We start from the raw sequence: 19,722 nt of genomic DNA on the forward strand, positions 1-19,722 counted from the left end.
TGCAATGAGGCGTAGATGTCCGAAGCGTATCGCGCCGCTGGCGTGCCTGCCGCTGTTTTTTCGACTGGAAGGACGCAGGGTTGCCGTCATCGGGGGTACGGATGCGGCTACGTGGAAAGCTGAGCTCCTGGCTGCCAGCGGTGCCGAAGTGCATGTTTTTGCGCCGGACCTTGATTTGTCGTTCAAAGACCTGATTGGCACGGACAGTGTCAAGGGACGGATCTTGCACCACGCGAAACACTGGAAGGAGAATTGCTTTGACGACGTCTGCCTGATTGTTGCGGATGCAATTGATGACGACGAAGCAATGGCAATCAAAAAAGCAGCCCACGCGGCTGGGGTTCCTGTCAATGTGATCGACAATCCTGCGCATTGCGACTTTCAGTTTGGTTCCATCGTCAACCGATCGCCTGTGGTGATCGGAATTTCGACAAATGGCGTTGCTCCAATTCTGGGGCAGGCCATTCGCCGGCGAATTGAGGCACTTCTTCCTCGTGGTCTGGAGCGCTGGGCGGAATTGGCCGGGCGGATAAGAACCAGGATCATGAAGAGCCTGAGCGCTGGGCAAGAGCGACGGCTATTTTGGGAAATGTTTTCAGATCGCGCGCTTTCTGGTGAAGTGAGCCAAACTACTGATCTGGAGAAGTTTTCTTCTGTTCTGATTGCCAATGCAAAGACATCTCGACCCGGCCGTATCACACTTGTCGGCACGGGAAACGGCGATGCGGATCTTCTCACCCTGAAAGCTCTCAGAGCGCTGCAATCGGCGGATACCATCTTCTTTGATGAGCTGGTGAGCGACGAAATTCTTGAACTGGCGCGTAGGGAAGCTCAACGCATTCCAGCAGAAACCATCCATCATCGAAGGGATTGCTCTCAGGTAGGTGTCAACAATCGGATTTTGTCCGAAGTGCAACAGGGAAAGCATGTTGTCCGGCTCAATTCGGGAAGCGCGTTCATTGAAAAGGAAAGTCTGAGACTACTTGAACAGTCTGGCTTTGCAGTGACCGTTGTTCCTGTAGTGCTGTTTGAACAAGAGGCGTCGAAGCAAACTGTTCGCCAGACAGGATCTGTTGACCGTTTTCCCGATGCAGAGGTCTTGCCCGTCGAAAGAGGCTGGTGGAGCGATCGACGCTCTAGTTCGAAAGAACAGCATCGTCGAAGGTCGGGATTTGCCTGAAGCAAGGTGCGCGAGCGGAAACGGGCAGTGCCCTGTTTTTCGATCATTCCGGCGGAAATGATACGAATTCCGACCGTGGGGTGGATTATTTCCTTACGTTGGGGAAGAATGGGGTGGAAGCCTATTGAATTCGGCCGGTTAAGGGGGAGTTCGCATGTTAGGCCTCTTGCTGTTTGTGATAGGTCTCGTGGTTTCTCTCGGGATTGGATTTCTATATTTTCGTGACCTTGGTGACGTCAGTCAGATGGTTCTTCGTGTCAAACGCGAGAACATGCTGAGGTTCATCCGAAACGAATATCGTCTGATCGCCATAGGTCTCGGCGGCGCGGTCGTCATGACGTTTGCCCATTTTGCTCTGGGGGGCGGGGCATTCTGGGTGTGGCTGGTTTCGATACTTCTCACAGCCTTCCTGTATGGATTTCCCTACATCTGGGTTCATGTGGGGCTCAGGAACCAGAAAGATACCGCGCGCTACTATCCGATCTCCGAAGCGGAAGAGTGGGTCAGTCCCTCCAGCCAGGTTCTAGTCCTTGAAAACAATGGCGTTGCCCGGGCTCATCCGGATGCGGAGATCCTGCGACCGCATCTTGCCGGAAACAACGAAGGTCTGGATGGCGAAAACGTCATCATGACTTATTGTGCCATGGCCAATCTGGGTATCGGGTATTCTCCGGAAATCCAAGGCGAGAAACTTGACCTGGAGGTTCTGGCCCAACACGGCAACAATCTGATCCTAAGAGACAATCGGACGAGGGAGCCGATTCAGCAGATTTACGGGTTTCGCGACAAGGATTCCCGGCAATCTCCCGGTGGAGCCGCCTGTCCTGTCAAACCCGGCCTTGCCATGAAACCCTGGCCTACTTTTCGGATGACATTCCGAGGCTTCAGAAAAGCATATCCCGACGGGACGGTGTTCTTGAACAAACCCTCATCGAACCCTGTCCTGTTTGTGTTCGACAAGGCGATCGAGACGCTGTTTTCTTCGGAAATCTCCCGCCAGCATCGTGTTGCCGCGCCGATCATGGACAATATGAGCCGGTCGGATAACCGGCTCCACAACAAGACCTACGTTTGGGGTGTCGAGATCAACGGTGATGCTGTTTGCTGGACAGACGACTTCATTGTCGCAAACGGAAACATCGTCAATACGCTCGTCGGCGGGGAAGCGCTGGTCATTGCCTGGGATCCCGCATTCGAAAGCCTGGGCGTCTGGTACAACGACACCGGTGCACCTGTTAACGAAGTCGATTTTTTCGGGCGCACTCCCAATGGACAGCTCAAGAGAGTTGAAAACCTAAGACCCGGCATGTTCTGGCATGTATGGGCCGAATTCTTTCCAAACACCGATATCAACCGGACAAGCCTGCCCAAGAAGGCGGTGGCTTGATGCGGTTCTGTTTCGATCGGCGGTAAGGCCCGCACTGCAAATGAATAGAGAGCGGTATCGACGTTAGGCTAAGGAGAAAATCAATGATCCGGAAGCTGTTTCTGACGATTGGCCTCATGCAAGTTTCCGCGGTTTACGCGCAGGACGCCCCAATTGTTCACGATGCCGAATACTACATACTGGAAGCGCAGCTTTCTGACCAATGGGTAACCGATGACGCCGCAGTCGACGCAAAACTTGCCGAATTCCGGCGGGTGAACGATGGAAAGCCACCGAACATTATCAATATCCTGATTGATGATCTCGGGTTTGGGGACATGGGAATACCCGAGCTCAACGCTGTTCGAGGATATGAGACACCCAATATCAACCGGTTTTCCGACGAGGGTATGCGGATGGTCCGAATGTATACCGAACCTTCCTGTACTCCCACACGGGTCGCAATGATGACAGGTCGCCTCCCGGTGCGCATGGGGATGGGGGATACAACGGTCGATATCGCCGGCTTCGGGCTTCCGAGACAAGAAGTTACACTTGCCGAGGTATTGAAAAAAGCCGGCTATGCGACTTCTCATGTGGGCAAATGGCATATGGGAGATATCGCGGAAAGTTGGGCCATGAACCAGGGGTTCGACTATGCCCAGCACGCCGTGCATCAGCAAGGACAGCTTACGGTCTATCATGACGATGCCATTCGCGAGCAGGTTTCCGTCGGCATACAGGATTTCGATCCTGCCTACACGCTGGACGATTTTTTCCGTCCGGACGCATCTGCAATGGCCACGGTTATTGAAGGCGAGACCGACGGCAAAATCCGTGAAGTCCGGATGGAGACGGGGGAACGCTGGAACTCTGCCAAATATGATGAAATGAACCAGGCATTTCAGGACAAGACCCTCGAGGAATTGCGCCGACTGTCTGCTGCCGGAGAACCGTTCTTTCTTCAGTATTGGCCGATGCTCCCCTTGGACAACACGAGGACGGGACGGGACGGGCCAGAGAGCCCGAATGGCGGGCTTTACGTTGACAAGATGCAGCAGCTGGACGGCTGGCTCGGCGAAATTTTCGCCGCGATGGAGGAGCTCGGTATTTCCGGAAATACGATTGTTGTTCTGATGGGCGACAATGGGCACTTCACGAAGTATTCGCCGCAATCAGGATTCACACCGATGATTTTTCGAGGCGGCAAGGGCGACACGACAGAAGGCGGGATAAGGGTCGATGCCTTTATAAGATGGCCGGAGATGATCGGTGCGGACACGATCGTGAACAACATCATTCATGTTTCCGATCTCTACACGACACTTGCCCGATTTGCCGGAGCCACGGACTTCGTTCCGCGCGATCGATTGATTGATGGTGTCGATCAATCCGCTTCTCTGCTTTTCGAAGATGAAAGCAAAGGGCGGCGGGACAGCGTCATCGTATATTCAATCGATACGCCCAAGGCCATTATCAAGGACAAGCTGAAACTGAACCTGCCCGCCGCCGGGCAAAATGCGATTGGAGCCGACTTCTTCGATATTTTTCGCGATACGCACGAGAAATACCCCGTCTCAACGGAAGTTGGCGCCTGGGGTGGGCAAGAGTTCGTTCGAATTCTGGGGCGTCACCTGGCGCGCAAGGAGAAGTACCCGGATGGCGCCCCGGCCACTGGCGTTCCCTATGAAGGCATCGAAAATCTGCGACCTGAAACTCAGGCTGCCGTCGAGGCCTTCATGGTCAAAAGAGCATCGGTTCAGAAGTAGCACGGGCATGGTGCGACCCGGGTAGCGGATCCGGTTCGTATAACAGTCGCCAGGTGACGGGCACCTCGTTCAAGGTAAAGAGCGTAATAAAAGACACTGTCATTGTTGACGGTGTTGTAATTCGGCCATGCGGAGCAACAATCGTTTTTCCGGCTGTGGTGGCTACATTTCCGGTGTGTTTGAATGATTAGCGCACTTCCAGTTTTGCCAAATCAGGTCAAACGGCCCAAGGGGAATACCAGATGCGGACGCTCAGGAAACTTGCAACCATCACAAGCGCTCTTGGCCTGCTTGTTCTGACGGAGGCATCCCACCTATCCGAAGCTGGCGCCGCAGATCTTTCAACGGGACCGGTGCAGGTGCAAGAACCCGTCAACGAACGCGTTGACCGAACCTGGGAATTCCTGATCGCCCCTTACTTTGTCGGGGCAAATATTACCGGTACGTCGCAGGTGGGCAGATTGCCGGCAACGGATATTGATATCGGCACCGGTGATATTCTGGAAAATCTGCGCTTCGGTGCCATGTTGCGCACTGAAGCCCTCTACCGGCAGAAATTCGGTGCGATGCTGGACGTTGCCTATATGAACCTGGCAACGGCAAACGACACGCCCTTGACGGGGGGGCGCGTGCGTGTAAGCGGTGATCAGCTCATTCTGGAAGGCATGGTGTTTTACCGGGCCTACAACTCTCCGCAGACTTCGGTCGATGTTTACGCGGGCGGACGTTACTGGGACATTTCGCTGAGTTTGGACGCTACCGGAACGATTGCCGGCAACTTTGACATAACACGGGGTGACGATTGGCTGGATCCGGTCATTGGTCTTCGTGCCATGCATATGTTCAACGACAAATGGTCTGTGAACGGGCGAGGGGATGTCGGCGGTTTCGGCGTCGGCTCCGACTTCACCTGGAATGTCCAGGGTGGTGTAGGGTACCATTTCAACAAGGTCTGGTCCGCACATTTTCAGTACAAAGCGCTTGGTGTCGACTATGATAATGAAAAATCCGGGACGGCGCGCTTTGCCTACGACACGATTACACACGGTCCTTTGATCGGGATCGCGGCGCGCTTCTGACTTCCTTTCAGATCAATCTTGTGACTTCGGGGCGTCGCCGCGCTTCGAAGATGTCAGGTATGGCAATCACAACCACAGCGTTTTGAAAAAAATCCCGATCGGTCACCCTTTTAAACCTCAACTTGCTCGGCTAGGCTCTTGGTGAGTCTAGTATAAGTTTTAGGTGGTGCATCTGCTGCGCCCGAATTTTGATCGAGCACCAGTCTGAATTGTCTCAATGAATTATCTGAGTTTGTGAGACTGCCTTTGTCCTCTTGAGGGGGAGCAATGACCGAACTGACAAACAGTCGACTTTTTCGTCGTGTCGCCCGAACCGTTCCTCTCTTCCTGCTTTTCGGATCATGCCTGCTGCTGCAAGGTTGCGGCGTGTCCAACGCACCGGTTCTCTTTCCCAAGGGACCGATAGCGCTGGCGGAAAGGGATCTTCTTTTCACCGCGTTCGGTCTGATGATGATCGTGGCAATCCCGGCGATTGCACTGACACTGTATTTCGTCTGGCGGTACCGACGGGCCAATGAAGCCTCAGCGTACACCCCTGACTGGGAAGGTTCCTGGAAAGTCGAGACGGTGATCTGGCTGGTACCGGCGATTATCATCATCGCACTCGGCACGCTCGTCTGGGATGCGACCCACAGATTGGATCCCTACAAGCCACTTGCTTCAGACAAACCGGCATTCAAGGTGCAGGCGATCGCGCTCGATTGGAAATGGCTGTTTCTTTATCCGGAACTTGGAGCGGCAAGCGTCAACGAACTGGCTTTCCCGGCAGATCGGCCACTCAATATTGAAATTACATCCGATACGGTCATGAATTCGTTGATGATACCGGCGCTTGGAGGGCAGATTTACGCGATGGCCGGTATGCGGTCGGAACTCAATCTGCTCGCCGACGAGCCCGGTGTCTTCACCGGACGCAACACGATGTTTTCGGGCAACGGTTTTGCCGATCAGCACTTCAAGGCACATGCCATGAGCGAGGCGGATTTCACTACCTGGAAAGACAAGATCTCCGGCTCGGCGGATGTACTCGATGCAAAAAACTATGTCGAGCTGCATAAGCAGAGCGTGGCGAACCCGGTGAGTTACTATTCCTCCTACGAAAAGGATCTGTTCGAACTCATCCTGCGCAAATACGCGCCTATGGTCGGCCCTCACGAGAGTGAGGCCGCTGAACTCATCTGCAGGGGGGCTGCGTAATGCTCGGACGTCTGACATTTGATGCCATTCCACTTTATTCTTGGGTGGCGATGGGCGGTGCTGCGGTAACCGTCTGCGGCGGGCTGGCGGTCTTTCTGCTGATCACGTATCTGCGGGCCTGGAAGGTTCTGTGGACGGATTGGCTTACAAGCGTCGATCACAAGAGGATCGGCATCATGTATGTGGTTCTGGCCCTCGTGATGCTGGTGCGCGGGTTCGTAGATGCCCTGATGATGCGGGCGCAGCAGGCAATCGCCCTGAACAGCGACGGCTATCTGCCACCAGAGCATTTCGAGCAGATTTTTTCCTCTCACGGCACGATCATGATCTTTTTTGTGGCGATGCCGTTCCTGACCGGTCTGATCAACATCATTGTGCCGCAACAGATCGGCGCCCGGGATGTGGCATTTCCCTTCCTCAACTCCGTCAGTTTGTGGATGACGGCAGCCGGTGCAGGCCTCGTCCTTGTTTCGCTCGTGATCGGCAAGTTCTCAACTGCCGGCTGGACTGGATACCCGCCATATTCCGGTATTGAGTACAGTCCCGGTGTCGGCGTCGACTACTGGCTATGGGCACTGATCGTGAGTGGTGTCGGCAGCACCATGTCGGGAATCAATTTCATTGTCACCATCGTCAAGAACCGCTGCCCGGGCATGACCTACATGCGCATGCCGTTGTTCACCTGGACGACGCTCTGCGTCTCGATATTGATCGCCTTCGCTTTTCCAGCCCTGACGGTCGTGGCTGCCCAGCTGGCGCTCGACAGGACACTGGGCTTCCACTTCTTCACAAATGGTGACGGTGGCAACATGATGATGTTTGCCAATCTGCTCTGGATCTGGGGGCATCCGGAGGTCTATATCCTGATCCTGCCGGCATTCGGCATCTTTTCCGAAGTGGTGGCGACTTTCTCACGCAAGCGTCTGTTCGGATACAAGTCGCTCGTCTATGCGACCGCCTGTATCGCAATCCTGTCCTTCACCGTCTGGCTGCACCACTTCTTCACAATGGGGTCATCCGCCAATGTGAACGCTGTTTTCGGTATAGCCACGATGATCATCGCCGTTCCGACAGGGGTGAAGATCTTCGACTGGATGTTTACGATCTACCGGGGGCGGATCGAGTTCCATCCCTCCATGGTGTTCACGATCGGGTTTATGGTGACGTTCGTGATCGGTGGGGTCACCGGTGTGTTGCTGGCGCTGCCTCCGGCCGACTATCTGATGCACAACTCAACTTTCCTGGTTGCGCATTTTCACAACATGCTGATCCCCGGGGCGCTGTTCGGCTATTTTGCCGGTTTGAACTATTGGTTCCCGAAGGCCTTTGGCTTCAAGCTCGACGCCAAATGGGGCATCCGCTCCTTCTGGTTCTGGATCATCGGGTTCTATCTCGCCTTTATGCCGCTTTACGTTCTCGGTTTCATGGGCATGAGCCGGCGCATGGAGCACTATGCCGATCCGACCTGGCAACCTTATCTGGTGGTGGCGGCCCTTGGCGCCCTGTGTGTACTGGCGGGGATCGTTTGCATCGCTGTTCAGCTTTATGTGTCGGCGAAAAACTGGGGGTCAGCACGCGATACAACAGGTGATCCTTGGAATGGCCGTACTCTGGAATGGGCGACGTCCTCTCCGCCCGCGCCCTACAATTTTGCTGTGCTGCCCGAGGTTCGTGACCTGGACGCGTTTCACGACATGAAAATCAGGGGCGCCGCTTATCAGGCTCCTGTTCAGTACGAAGACATCGTCATGCCGAAAAGTTCAGGGATCGGTCCGATACTTGGGGCACTCTCCTTTGTGCTCGGCTTCGCCATGGTCTGGTACATCTGGTGGCTGGCAGCTCTCTGTTTGGTTCTCAGCCTCATATGCATCGGTATCAGAGCTTGCGACGACAACTCCGATTTCGTGATGCCTGCTGCCGAAATTGCCCGGATCGAGAATGCACGGCTCGCGCAGATTTCCGCGGCAGATCTGCATGACATGCGCGATTTCATGCCACGTGGTGCCGCTTCGGGTGCGGCTCTGCCGGGGAGGGCATGATGGGAGAGATGTCCGTGACAACTGACCTTCTCGAGCACGAAGAGAAAAAATCGCTGGAATCGCGAGAGTTCGGATTCTGGATTTATCTGATGACCGATGCGGTCATCTTTGCGCTGCTGTTTGCGTCCTATGTCGTGCTTTCAAAAAATTCCGCCGCCGGACCAACGTCGAAGGAACTGTTCGATCTCGGTCATACAGCCGGTGAAACTGCGCTTCTGCTTCTGTCCAGCCTGACGTTCGGCGTGGCGACGATTTCCATGAGCGAGGACCGGTCAAACCGGGTCGTACAGTGGCTCATCGTGACGCTGGTTCTCGGACTTGGGTTTCTGGCGATGGAGCTGATTGAGTTTTACGGCATGATTGCGCAGGGCGCGGGGCCGGGAACCAGCGGCTTCCTGTCTGCATTCTTCACACTGGTCGGTACACACGGACTGCACGTCACCTTCGGATCGATCGGCATTTGCGTGATGATCGGGCAGGTTCTGGTGAAGGGACTGACGCTTCCTGTGCGCTCACGTCTCGTTCGCCTGGGTCTGTTCTGGCACTTTCTGGATATTGTCTGGATCGGGATTTTCTCGGTGGTTTATCTTCCGGGCGTCATGTGAGGGGGACGAAGATGACACATACAAGCGAACGTTCACTCACGACCTACCTCACCGGGTTTGTTCTGGCGGTCATCTTGACCGCTATTCCCTTCGCACTCGTCTGGGGAGAGCTGTTGACCGGTCCGGCGGTCTACGCCGTGATCGCAGTGGCTGCGGTTCTTCAGGTCCTGGTGCATCTGGTATTTTTCCTGCATCTGGACTTGAAACACACACCGGGAGAAAACCTGTTTTTCGTGGGTTTTGCAGCCGTTCTTATTTTCATCATGGTAGGAGGGAGTCTCTGGATCATGATGGATCTGCACCACCGGATGATGTGACGAAGCTGCTCGGGGTTTGAAATTCCGGTCTAAGCTTTTCGTGCCGACGGTGGTGAAGTAACTGCCTGATGGTGATGGAGGAACACATGAGACGGACACGTGAAGTTTTTCTTGCTGCCGCTTTCGCGCTGCTCGCGCCTGCGAGTGCCTTGGCCGATTGTGCTGCTGACATCAGCAAGGTCGAATATGCGATTGATCACGTCAATCGGAGCGGCATAGACACCGTCACGGCTGAAAAGATGCGCGCGCTTCTGGAAGACGCCAACAAAGAGCGGAAGGCCGGGAACGAGGCCAGGTGCCAGGAGCTGATCAACCAGGCCAAATACATGGGCAACGTGGAATAGGACGAGCACGATCGATCCGGTGCCACGGATCAAGCCAACAGTCCGGATGGTGCGATGGTGCTGTTGCGGCTCGGAAACAGCTGACTAACCGATAATTGTCGTTCCTCGATTTTTGCCCGGAATCAGAAAATCAAGATCAGAAAATCAAGATCAGAAAGGCCAGTTCTGAGGGGCAACCTGAACTTCGCATGGCGGAGGCATTGGCGTTTGCGACCACGTGTGGGCGCAGCAAAGAAAAGTCCGCGTTCTCAGTCTACGGAGACCAACCGCTCACGCATGATCCGAGTGTCGTAATGATGGATAAAAATCGATAAGTGGAAAAATATCGATAAAAATGTTGAAAGAGATTAAATGTCGTCTATCCTGAGGAAAGCTACCTTGGGAGGAAAATCATGCTCAATATTTTCAAGACGGCAGGTCTGGCAGTCGGATTGCTCGTTTCATCGAGCTTCGCCCATGCAGATGAGCTGCGCATCGGAACCGCGAGCCTGGGTGGGGCATTCTATCCGATGGGGCAGAGCATTTCGAACCTGGTCAACAAGTATGCAGGCGACGAAATTACCATGGTGCCGGTGGTTACCGGCGGCTCTGTTCAGAACCCCAGGCTCATTGGCAGTGGCGAGGTTGAAATTGCCATCACCAACAACAATCTTGCTGTATTGGCCTTGAGCGGCAAAGGCCCGTACAAGAGCGGTGCGATCGAGATGAGTGCGGTGGCGGCGCTCCATCCGAGCGTGTTGCACATGATCGTTCTTGAGGACTCGGACATCGAGACAATCGAGGATTTGAAGGGCAAGCGCGTTGCAGTCGGGCCGGCAGGCGGCGGCACTCTGGGCTTCATGAATTTTCTTCTGCCGCTTCACGACATGTCGATGGACGACATTGTCCCCAGCTTTCTGTCTTATTCCGACGGCTTCAGCCAATTGAGTGACGGCAATGTCGATGCTGCATTTGCCCTGTCCGGTTACCCGGCAGGTGCCGTCATGCAGGCAGCGGCCGGCAACAGGTTGCGTTTCATCGCATTCTCGGACGGCATGTTGGACAAGGCCCTGGAAAAGAACGGTGCCTTCAAGACCGTTGAAATTCCGGCGGATGTCTATGGCACAGCAAAAGCGGGGCAGGTCATTGGCGTCAACAACATGCTGATCGCTCCAAACACTCTGTCAGCCGATACTGTTGAGAAGATCGTTGCCTCCGTGTTCGATCACCTGGACGAGTTTCAGGCAGAGAACGCCAATGCGAAACAGATCGACCCGGCGAACTCGCTGAACCTGGCGATCCCGCTCCACGAGGGCGCTGCGCGCTACTTCAACAAGTAATAGTTCAAGCAAGCCTTTGGCCGCACGAGCCTGCTCACTCAGGCTCGTGTCCGGCCTGAACAAGAGACGAAGCAAGTGTCCGGCAAATCATTCAAACTTCCCACGTTGACCAAACAGAACGCAGTGTTGCTGGCGGCATTTGCTCTCGGCGTCTTTCACCTTGCTGCCGTGTCCGGTGTCATCTCCATTTCCACGATGCCGCTTCGGCTTGTTCACGTCGCAATGGCCTTTTCGCTTCTTTTTGCGTTGAAGCCGGCCTCTGAAAAGTTGAAGGACACTCGGCTGAATCTTGTGCTCTCAACCGTGCTGATCGTGGCAGTTCTTGCCGCGAGTCTCTGGCTGATCTCACGCTGGAAGGCAATCGCGTTCAGCGGCGGCTTGACGACAGACGGCGACTACTATGCCGGTGCGGTCATTCTGCTGCTCGTATTCGAAGCTGCGCGCCGTGGTGTCGGGCTCATTCTCGCTTTCATTACGCTGTTGTTTTTCTGCTACCCGTTCATCAGTCCCTATCTGCCTGGATTGTTGAATGGCCGGGGATATGGTCTTGAGCGCATGGTGATTTTCCTGACCACCGATACGCAAGGGGTCTACGGCATTCCGATCGGCGTCGCCGCGACTTACATCATCGTGTTCACCATCTTCGGCGCCATGCTGTCGCGGTTTGGCGCAGGGGATTTCTTCTTTGAAATTTCCATTCGTCTGACCAGAGGACTGCGGGCGGCAAGTGCCAAGTCCGCAGTGCTGTTTTCAACCCTGATAGGCATGGTGTCGGGCTCTGCAGCGGGAAATGTGGCCGTGACCGGTACGGTAACGATCCCGATCATGAAGCGGGAAGGGTATGAACCCCATCAGGCTGGCGCGATAGAAGCCGTCGCATCGACGGGAGGTCAGTTGATGCCGCCTGTCATGGGAGCTGCGGCATTCATCATGGCCGAGATTGTGGGCGTCCCCTATACCAGCGTGATGGCGGTCGCCATTTTACCGGCACTGTTGTTTTTCGGATCTATTTTCTTCGTTGTCCACTTGCAGGCCGTGAAGTCAGGTATCGCGCCGACAGATGCGGACAAGAGCGATGGACGACCGCTCCTTGAGGTTCTCTTTCAAGGGCTGCCGTTTATTGGAGCGTTCGGCACACTGCTCGGGCTCATGCTGTTCGGTTTCTCACCTTTCAAGGCGTCACTTTGGGCCATGGCGGTGCTGATCGGATTGGATGTGGTGAAAACGCGTCGGGTGGATATTGCGTTGGTGAAGCGAATTGGCGGCAGCATTGCCGAAGGTTCGCGCAATGTGATTACGATCTCCGCTGCCTGCGCTGCAGCCGGTGTGATATCCGGCACGCTTGGCGTCACGGGTCTCGGGTCCAAGATAGCACTGCTGATCGATGTTGCCTCGAATGGCCAGCTTTTCCTGGCGCTTGTCTTCACCATGGTTGCCTCAATCATCCTGGGAATGGGGCTGCCGACAACGGCGGCCTATCTGATCCTCGCGACAGTTGTGGCTCCTGCATTGGTCAAGTTTGGCGTACCGATGCTGACGGCGCATTTCTTCGTTTTCTACTATGGCTGCATTTCCACGATCACGCCCCCGGTCGCACTTGCTTCTTATGTCGCCGGTGGAATTGCGGGTGCCGACGTCAACAAGGTCGGCTGGACGGCAGCCTCCTACGCCACCACCAGCTTTGCGCTTCCCTTTGCGCTGGTCTTTGGACCGGGCCTTCTCATGCAGGGAGATGTCTTGACCAATCTCTTTGCGGTGGTGACCGGGTTTGCCGGTGTTGGGGCCGTTGCAGCCGGTGTGGTCGGCTGCATTTTTTCTCCGCTTTCCTGGACCAACCGTGTCATCGCGTTGGTCGCCGGACTTTGCCTTCTCATACAGTTCTGGCCGTCCGCACTTGTGGGGGGCGCCTTGGTGGGTTGCGTACTGTTTCAGCAGTTCAGCAGCAGACAAGTTTCGACTGGATCATGAAAACTACTGGAAAAAACATGGCAAGAGAATTCAGACGCGTCGTTACCGGACATGACGAAAACGGGCGTGCGGTCGTCGAAAGCGACAGCATTGCGACCCATCGCCTGCAACGAGCGAACCGGCCAGGCGTGACCCTGACCAACTTCTGGCTGTCCGACGGGACACCGGCTGAATATGACGGTGCGACTGAAACCTGCGAGGGACCCTTCGTTCTGCATCCCCCAAAGAACGGCAGTGTCTTTCGGGTCGTTGAATTCATGCCCGAAGACCCGGAAGTCATGAAGACACTGGACGGCAAGGCCGCGTTTGCAGAAATGGGAGCAGGCGACAACATCGTCGAAAATGCACGTCACCCCTGGATGCACAGGACGGACAGCCTTGATTATGCGATCATCCTCACTGGAGAGATCTACATGTTGATGGATGAAGAAGATGTGTTGCTGAAGGCGGGGGACGTGGTTGTTCAGCGTGGCACAAATCATGCCTGGTCTAATCGTGGCACGGAGCCATGTTCAATTGCCTTCGTGTTGGTGGATGGTGTGACCGGGCGCGAAGCAACGCCGGAACATCGGAAGGGGATTCCACGCCGATGACACGATTTGTTGTTTGATAAGCGATGGCAGGAGGCAAAAGGACTGCTGCTGTCGACAATTGGACTGAGAGGACGAACGTCATGCAGTATGGCAATATCGCTTCGACTTGCTTCTTCTGTCTTCTGGCTTCCGCGGCCACTGCCGAAGCTCCCAACATTCAGACGCCGGCACCGGTGATTTTTCTTGCCGACAATCTCGATGAAGCGGATTCTCTAGGATGGTGCATTGATACTCTTGGGCGCGGATACGCAGAGAACCTGCAGGCTCATTCCTGCAAACCGCAGGGCGGAGATGTGCAGTTCTCCTACAACGCCGATACCAGCCAGATCGTTTCTGTCGAATTTGCAGGAAAGTGCATGGAGCTGATTGCGCCCGATGACCCAAAGATTGCCTTCGGTCTCAGGGATTGTTCCGATGACCGGCCAAATCAACAGTTTCTGTTTGATCAGGGAATCGGGCGCATTACACCCGCCAGCCAGCCCGAAAGCTGCGTCGCGGCGGGAGAGGTAAGCCGGCAGGCCGGGCCGTTCATGTCACGTGACCTGATCCTCGCCCCTTGCGCGAATACCGCACCCGAGCTGACCACCTGGCTTGAAATCAAATAACAATTGTCGCCTGAGCAAGCAATGAAACCGGTTGATTGGCCGGGTTAGGGACGAATTGGCGGGTATGTTTATCGATGGACAGCAGGCGAGATCACTCGCTTCGCGGCTTTCCGATAAACGATCTCGATAGCAAAGGAGGCTGCGATCATGCCCACAAGGATCAGCACATGAAATGGTGTCGTTTCAACACGCCAAACCTGCCAGCAAAGCGCAAACAGTGCAAAAGCACACGCTGCCATTCCAAGCATTGAAATCCAGGCCTGGCTTTCGGTGTCCTTTGCGCGTCTGACATTTGCGTGGTTGACGGCGAAGAAGATGAGAAGGAAACCCGCGCTTGCCATCGTGGCGATCGCGTTGAGAGGCAGGAAAATCACCAGAAGAAGTGATGCGACGGCGAACACGAACATGCCTTCGAAGGGTTGGCCTCTGATATTGCGTTCCAGTTCCTTTGGAAGCTCACCGGATTTCGCATTCGTGTAGGTCAAACGTCCGGCTCCGTAGGAGGTTGCATTGATGGCCGAAGTCGTTGCCAGCAATGCGGCTATGGTGACGATCACGCCAACCGGTCTAAGAAAATCATGGGCCGCAATCGAAAGCACATTGTCCGAGTTTGCCTTGATCTGTTCAAAGTCGAGTTGCCCCAAAACGACGATCGCGATCAGCACGTACAGAAAGATCGTGATCAAGACGCCGCCGACATAGGCAATCGACAGGATTTTCGCGGGGTTCCTGACGTCCGTCCTCGCATTGGCAATCAGCTTGAACCCTTCGTAGTTCAGGAAAATGATCATCGCGCCGGCAAAAAGCTCAACCGGAGGCACGTGGTCGGACGGCGTCATCCTGCTCCAGTCCAGCTGAATTGCCAGACCGGCAACAATGAAGATCAGGAGAAGGGCCATCTTGCCTGCATTGAAAAAATCTCGGACTTGATGACCAGCTGTGTGCCGAAAAGATTGATGATGACGAGTACGATCAGCAGTCCGCTGGCAAGTGCCCGGGTGAGATACGCAGAGCGTTCAAACGGCAGGAAATCGCTCGCATAACTGTCAAAGGCGTAGGCATAGACAGCCAGAAGAACCATGTAGCTCATCGATAAAAGGATATTCAGCGCACCTGAAAAGACGCCTTCACCAAAGCCCTTGATCAGAAAGGTTTCGGTGCCGCCCTCGCTGGGATATTTCAGCGTAAGGCGCAGGTAGGAGTAACTGGTCAGCAAAGCGACAATGCCTGCAACGATGAAGGCGATCAGTGCCGCGCCACGGGTAAGCTCTATTGTCAATCCGGTTACGGCAAATATGCCGCCGCCAACCATGCCGACGATACCGATGGAAAGCGCGGAAAACATCCCGATTTTTGCGTTGTCGGTACCCGGCACCAAACACCTCATAATCTTTGCGACTGAACCAAATCTGCTGAAAACCTTTCAGTTTTTCAGGCGACTAACGTCCGTTTCCGGTTAGCTACATTGCCGCTGTTGCCAGCGCAAACAAAGTCTGGTGTGGGCTGTTTGGCTGAAACCAACAGAAGTCATGCTTAAAACATGGCCTTCATGGAAGCCGGTGTTCCCGCCAAGTAACCGATTTTCGGTAGCATCGAATTGTTCAACGACGGACAATGGTGGAATTTGACCACCAGATACCAAACGCCCAATAGGAATTCACTTTGATATCCTGGGAAATCGCTGCACAATCTTCACACTAAATCTGTCCGGAAACTGGGACGTCCCGCTATTCAGGAGACATCAACATGGCTGGCGTCATCAGATTGGATCCCCATAACCCCACAGGCGAAGGCCTGAAGATCTGGGAAGTTATCCCGCCCGACTGGCTGATCGGGCCAGTGCCGGACCAGCGTGGGGTGAAGGCGTTTGAGCACAACGGTCTGTGCACCGGCACTTGGGAAAACCATGGCGGCAGCGCAACGAGCAACCATCCATACCCGCTGTTTGAGTTGATGCAACTCATCGACGGAGAAGTCACCATCGTCGATGCAGCGGGTAGGAAAGATGTCATTTTGGCCGGGCAGGCCTTCTTCCTGCCTCAGGGTTTCAAGTGCGCATGGGATATGACGAAGTACTATCGGAAGTACTTCATGACATTCCATGGGGAAGACTATCCGGCAGAGACTGACCCGGCCAAACTGAAATGCATCCGCCTCATTTCAAACCCAACAGACGCTGAGCTGGACGATGTGAGCAAGCCGACCGATGGGGTTGGGACGTTGGAGCCGCACCAACGACAAAACCTCGCCTATGAATCGAGCGACGGGCGGATCCAGGTAGGGACACTGGTGTCCGGACCGTGTGAATTCCCCATTAAGTCATTCAACCGCAACGAATTGATTTGTGTGCAGCACGGAACCGTCATTGTGACAGGTTCTGACCACGAGGAAATCTTCACTGCCGGCGAGAGCTTTTTCGTGCCACTGCATGCGTCGGTCGGCTGGCGTTCGGAAGGCGAGTTCCGCGCATATTTTTTCGCGGTGTGGCCGTAGGCAAAAAAACGTCCATTGAGCAATGATCGGAGTGTCCCAAAACATTTGAAGACGAACAGATATTTTCCTACTCTTTTCTGAACACAACCTAAAGTAACGGTGCTTTGATGACGGTTCTTGTATTTGGTGGCTCCGGGACAATCGGCCGATCGCTTGTGCCGATCCTGCATGAAAGCGGCATGCAAGTCCGGGTTGCAACTCGGTCGAAGGAGTTTGCCGCAACTCTGCCCGCCGGTGTCGAGGCGGTTATTGCCGACATGGATGATCCGGCCAGTCTGCGGCGCGCTTTCGAAGGCGTTGAGAGTGTGTTTCTGCTGGTTGCCAATGATCCCCTGGAAACCCAGCGCGGGTTGGTGACCCTCGCAATCGCAGTCGAGGCTTCCTGCAAACATATTGTCTATCTGTCGAACTATATGTCGACGCTCTCACCGCTCGTCCCTCACTCAGGTCCAAAAATAGCGATCGAAGCAGCTATTCGGTACACTGGGATTCCGCACACGATCCTGCGGCCTACGAACTTTGCTCAAAACGATCTATGGCTGAAAGATGCTATTATTGCAGGCGCTTACCCTTGGCCGATAGGCAATTTTCCTATGTCCCGCATCGACGCACGAGACGTTGCGCTTGCAGCAGCGAACGTGCTCGCGAACCCACGCGCCAACAATGAAGCTTTCACCTTGGCGAGCTTGGAATCTCCCAACGGTGAAGAAACCGCCGCACTGTGGTCCAGGGCACTGGGCCGTACCGTCGTATACCCCGGCTATACGCCGGAAGAATTCGAAGCAAGTATGGAAACGATGATACCATCATGGTTCAACTTCGATTTTCTGATCATGAACCGCTATTTTGAACGATATGGCTGTCCTGTAGATGCGCAAGATTTTGAAGCGCAAGCTGCCCTTCTGCCGGATGGTCCCCGCAGCTACACATCTTTTGTTGAGGAGACGGCGGCGGTTTGGAGAAGCCTGTTTTAGTGCGGCTGACAACAAGCACCGTGTTCCCGTCCAGAGCGCGTCGATTGAATTCTGACTCAATTTCTTGAGGACGTTTTTTTCATGAGCCACAATGTTTTGTGACTATCGGTGGCGAACCATTGAAGGCGCAACGGTACAGGCTCAATGGTGAACGGGCTCTCAACCGACATGGCACGCCTGTGCGACCGCGCGGACGCTTCGCCGTCTCTTCAGCTTAATGATCCGGATGCCGAGTAAAGTTGTGCGATTTGCCAATCGAAATTGCGCGCTACACCTCCGGCTCCAAAAGGAGGAACTGCAAAAAAATGGAAGCCGCAGTTCAAGCTAGTAAACGTCGCAATAGCGACTGCCGGTGTTTGAGCGCGAATGGACGCTACTTGGACACCAGTGAGTAATGTAGAAATTCATCCACGAGCAAACTTGTAGAGGGAACTGGTGCCGGCAGCAGGATTCGAACCCGCGACCCCGAGATTACAAATCACGTGCTCTACCAACTGAGCTATACCGGCGCCGGGAATGGCTTCTATCAGATTGGACGCGCTTGTCCATGCCCCGAGTAAAAATTTTCGTTTCATCGCCCGAAAAATCTTCTAAGCCTCTAAAAAGTCAGGAAAAAACATATGAGCTCTGTGGATAATTACCTAGCTCGCAGTGTGTTGCGGCGCATTAGTGAGTGACAAGACGCAAGATTGTGCGGATTGTCGGCTTTCCCCGGATTATGAAAAGGGAATTGCCAATGCAGTTTGTCAGGTTCATCTGTGCTTTGCTGGCGACAAATTTTCTGGCCGCCGGTTTTCCCTCAGATACCCGTGCCCACGACATCAAGTCCTGCAAGTGCGAGGCGTCCTGCTACACGGAGGAAGTCGAAAATGTGTCCTGTACAGACGGCAAGGCACGGTTTTCCTCCCACGGACTGCCGCACCCCGAAGATCCCATCATGACCGGGATCCTGGCGACAAATCAGCAGTTTCCGAGTGTTCACAACTACGAATTTGAAATTCTTCTTTCACCACGACTTGCCGTCAGCCCGACGCCCACTGAAGCAGGGCCTGTAGGTGTTGCCGTGAACGGGGTGCCGATCTTCGATCCGAGCACGCAGGGACCTGTAAACCGCGCGACAGGAAAACGCCCGAGTGCCCTTGAAGAAGGCGAACTCGACGTTTGCGGTGGTCACGCGGGAAGGGGAGACGATTATCACTATCACACTGCGCCTCGTTGCCTGATTGAAGACCTGGGCAGGCAATGGGTGGACGTTGAGAAAAAGCCGGTTGGATACGCAATGGACGGTTTTCCGATCCTCGCTCTTGGATGGTTCGACAGGGACAACGCGGTTGAATCGCAATTGGATGCGTGCCGTGGCATGAAAGACGCTTCCGGCCAATACTTCTATAACGTCAAGACAACGTCCGGCTGGGATGTTCTGAGCTGTCTGTCGGGTCGTCCACAGCGCTTTGCTCGCGATCGAGGGCAACACAGGGAAGATAGAACGGGAATGGAAATCACCGGTATTCCCATTCGATTTGCCATCAAGGACAGCACCAGAAAATCCTATGACCGTCAGGTCTGTCACGTCATGACTGGAATGTTGCAGGGAGAACAAGTTCTTCAGACAAATGGTCAGGCCCGTCGGGTAAACGCGGAAGAGGGCGCGCTCTTTTATTGCAACAGGTCCTGTTACGGACTTTTCTTCGAGGCGGACAAGAGCAGGGCGTTTCGCGGGCGGGCCATCTACTATGATCTTATCGATACGGGATGTCCGGAAGGCTTCGCCATATCAAAACTGGAGATCTTTCAGGCCTATGAAGGTCCGCTCCAGAAGAGAAAAGGACCTCCGGGGACCGGGCGATAAGGTGGGCATAAATCGAAATTCGGAT

Annotated in this window: 18 protein-coding genes and 1 tRNA gene; 16 read left to right on the forward strand and 3 right to left on the reverse strand. The window is 54.6% G+C overall.

Translation table 11 applies throughout. From position 1 onward, the window contains the following. The first annotated feature begins 4 nt into the window (after window positions 1–4). The 13 genes from ABLQ08_RS12990 (at window position 5) to ABLQ08_RS13050 (ending at window position 14,381) form a co-directional block, all read left to right on the forward strand. Entirely contained in the window at window positions 5–1,180 is a 1,176-nt protein-coding gene (locus ABLQ08_RS12990) for a siroheme synthase (protein ID WP_352944387.1), read from the forward strand. A 154-nt stretch (window positions 1,181–1,334) separates the two neighbouring features. After that, window positions 1,335–2,567 carry a DUF3179 domain-containing (seleno)protein gene (locus tag ABLQ08_RS12995; RefSeq protein ID WP_352942799.1) on the forward strand — a complete coding sequence of 411 codons (1,233 nt, stop codon included), beginning with the start codon at window positions 1,335–1,337 and terminating at the stop codon, window positions 2,565–2,567. An 83-nt stretch (window positions 2,568–2,650) separates the two neighbouring features. Then, window positions 2,651–4,315, forward strand: coding sequence for a sulfatase-like hydrolase/transferase (locus ABLQ08_RS13000; protein WP_352942802.1), 1,665 nt, complete (start codon window positions 2,651–2,653; stop codon window positions 4,313–4,315). 242 nt (window positions 4,316–4,557) lie between these two features. Continuing rightward, window positions 4,558–5,394: a hypothetical protein gene (locus tag ABLQ08_RS13005; protein WP_352942804.1), complete on the forward strand. Its 837-nt coding sequence runs from the start codon at window positions 4,558–4,560 to the stop codon at window positions 5,392–5,394. A gap of 267 nt (window positions 5,395–5,661) precedes the next feature. Next, on the forward strand, window positions 5,662–6,591 hold the full coding sequence (gene cyoA / locus ABLQ08_RS13010) for a ubiquinol oxidase subunit II (RefSeq protein WP_352942807.1): 930 nt from the start codon (window positions 5,662–5,664) through the stop codon (window positions 6,589–6,591). After that, window positions 6,591–8,630 (forward strand): cytochrome o ubiquinol oxidase subunit I, encoded by a 2,040-nt coding sequence (gene cyoB / locus ABLQ08_RS13015; protein WP_352942809.1) that lies wholly within the window; start codon window positions 6,591–6,593, stop codon window positions 8,628–8,630. Before cyoA ends, cyoB begins: the two co-directional genes overlap by 1 nt. Before the next feature lie 8 nt (window positions 8,631–8,638). Next, window positions 8,639–9,235, forward strand: coding sequence for a cytochrome o ubiquinol oxidase subunit III (cyoC, locus tag ABLQ08_RS13020; protein ID WP_352942812.1), 597 nt, complete (start codon window positions 8,639–8,641; stop codon window positions 9,233–9,235). 11 nt (window positions 9,236–9,246) lie between these two features. Beyond that, window positions 9,247–9,552, forward strand: coding sequence for a cytochrome o ubiquinol oxidase subunit IV (cyoD, locus tag ABLQ08_RS13025; protein WP_352942814.1), 306 nt, complete (start codon window positions 9,247–9,249; stop codon window positions 9,550–9,552). Between the two features lie 86 nt (window positions 9,553–9,638). Next, complete coding sequence (locus ABLQ08_RS13030; RefSeq protein WP_352942817.1) at window positions 9,639–9,896, forward strand: hypothetical protein; 258 nt, start codon at window positions 9,639–9,641, stop codon at window positions 9,894–9,896. Between the two features lie 392 nt (window positions 9,897–10,288). After that, entirely contained in the window at window positions 10,289–11,215 is a 927-nt protein-coding gene (locus tag ABLQ08_RS13035) for a TAXI family TRAP transporter solute-binding subunit (protein ID WP_352942820.1), read from the forward strand. Between the two features lie 75 nt (window positions 11,216–11,290). Further along, complete coding sequence (locus ABLQ08_RS13040; protein ID WP_352942822.1) at window positions 11,291–13,183, forward strand: TRAP transporter permease; 1,893 nt, start codon at window positions 11,291–11,293, stop codon at window positions 13,181–13,183. 17 nt (window positions 13,184–13,200) lie between these two features. Further along, window positions 13,201–13,776, forward strand: coding sequence for a cupin domain-containing protein (locus ABLQ08_RS13045; protein ID WP_352942825.1), 576 nt, complete (start codon window positions 13,201–13,203; stop codon window positions 13,774–13,776). 80 nt (window positions 13,777–13,856) lie between these two features. Next, window positions 13,857–14,381: a ricin-type beta-trefoil lectin domain protein gene (locus ABLQ08_RS13050; RefSeq protein ID WP_352942828.1), complete on the forward strand. Its 525-nt coding sequence runs from the start codon at window positions 13,857–13,859 to the stop codon at window positions 14,379–14,381. A gap of 68 nt (window positions 14,382–14,449) precedes the next feature. Here the strand turns inward: ABLQ08_RS13050 and ABLQ08_RS13055 are convergent, their stop codons facing one another. Together ABLQ08_RS13055 and ABLQ08_RS13060 are read right to left on the reverse strand one after the other, a co-directional pair. Then, window positions 14,450–15,280: an APC family permease gene (locus ABLQ08_RS13055; protein WP_352942831.1), complete on the reverse strand. Its 831-nt coding sequence runs from the start codon at window positions 15,278–15,280 to the stop codon at window positions 14,450–14,452. After that, window positions 15,265–15,756: an amino acid permease gene (locus ABLQ08_RS13060; RefSeq protein WP_352942834.1), complete on the reverse strand. Its 492-nt coding sequence runs from the start codon at window positions 15,754–15,756 to the stop codon at window positions 15,265–15,267. The genes ABLQ08_RS13055 and ABLQ08_RS13060 overlap by 16 nt, the downstream gene beginning before the upstream one ends. A 371-nt stretch (window positions 15,757–16,127) precedes the next feature. On the opposite strand from ABLQ08_RS13060, the gene ABLQ08_RS13065 reads away from it, so the two are divergent. Further along, window positions 16,128–16,874, forward strand: a complete 747-nt coding sequence (locus tag ABLQ08_RS13065) for a cupin domain-containing protein (RefSeq protein ID WP_352942837.1) — start codon at window positions 16,128–16,130, stop codon at window positions 16,872–16,874. A 107-nt stretch (window positions 16,875–16,981) separates the two neighbouring features. After that, window positions 16,982–17,848 carry an SDR family oxidoreductase gene (locus ABLQ08_RS13070; RefSeq protein WP_352944389.1) on the forward strand — a complete coding sequence of 289 codons (867 nt, stop codon included), beginning with the start codon at window positions 16,982–16,984 and terminating at the stop codon, window positions 17,846–17,848. Between the two features lie 433 nt (window positions 17,849–18,281). On the opposite strand, the gene ABLQ08_RS13075 is transcribed toward ABLQ08_RS13070, so the two are convergent. Then, window positions 18,282–18,357: transfer RNA gene (locus ABLQ08_RS13075), tRNA-Thr, on the reverse strand. A 227-nt stretch (window positions 18,358–18,584) separates the two neighbouring features. On the opposite strand from ABLQ08_RS13075, the gene ABLQ08_RS13080 reads away from it, so the two are divergent. Then, window positions 18,585–19,697 carry a YHYH protein gene (locus tag ABLQ08_RS13080; protein ID WP_352942839.1) on the forward strand — a complete coding sequence of 371 codons (1,113 nt, stop codon included), beginning with the start codon at window positions 18,585–18,587 and terminating at the stop codon, window positions 19,695–19,697. Window positions 19,698–19,722 lie beyond the last annotated feature (25 nt).

Origin of the sequence: Roseibium sp. SCP14 (assembly GCF_040329475.1) — a bacterium.
Classification (GTDB): Bacteria; Pseudomonadota; Alphaproteobacteria; order Rhizobiales; family Stappiaceae; genus Roseibium.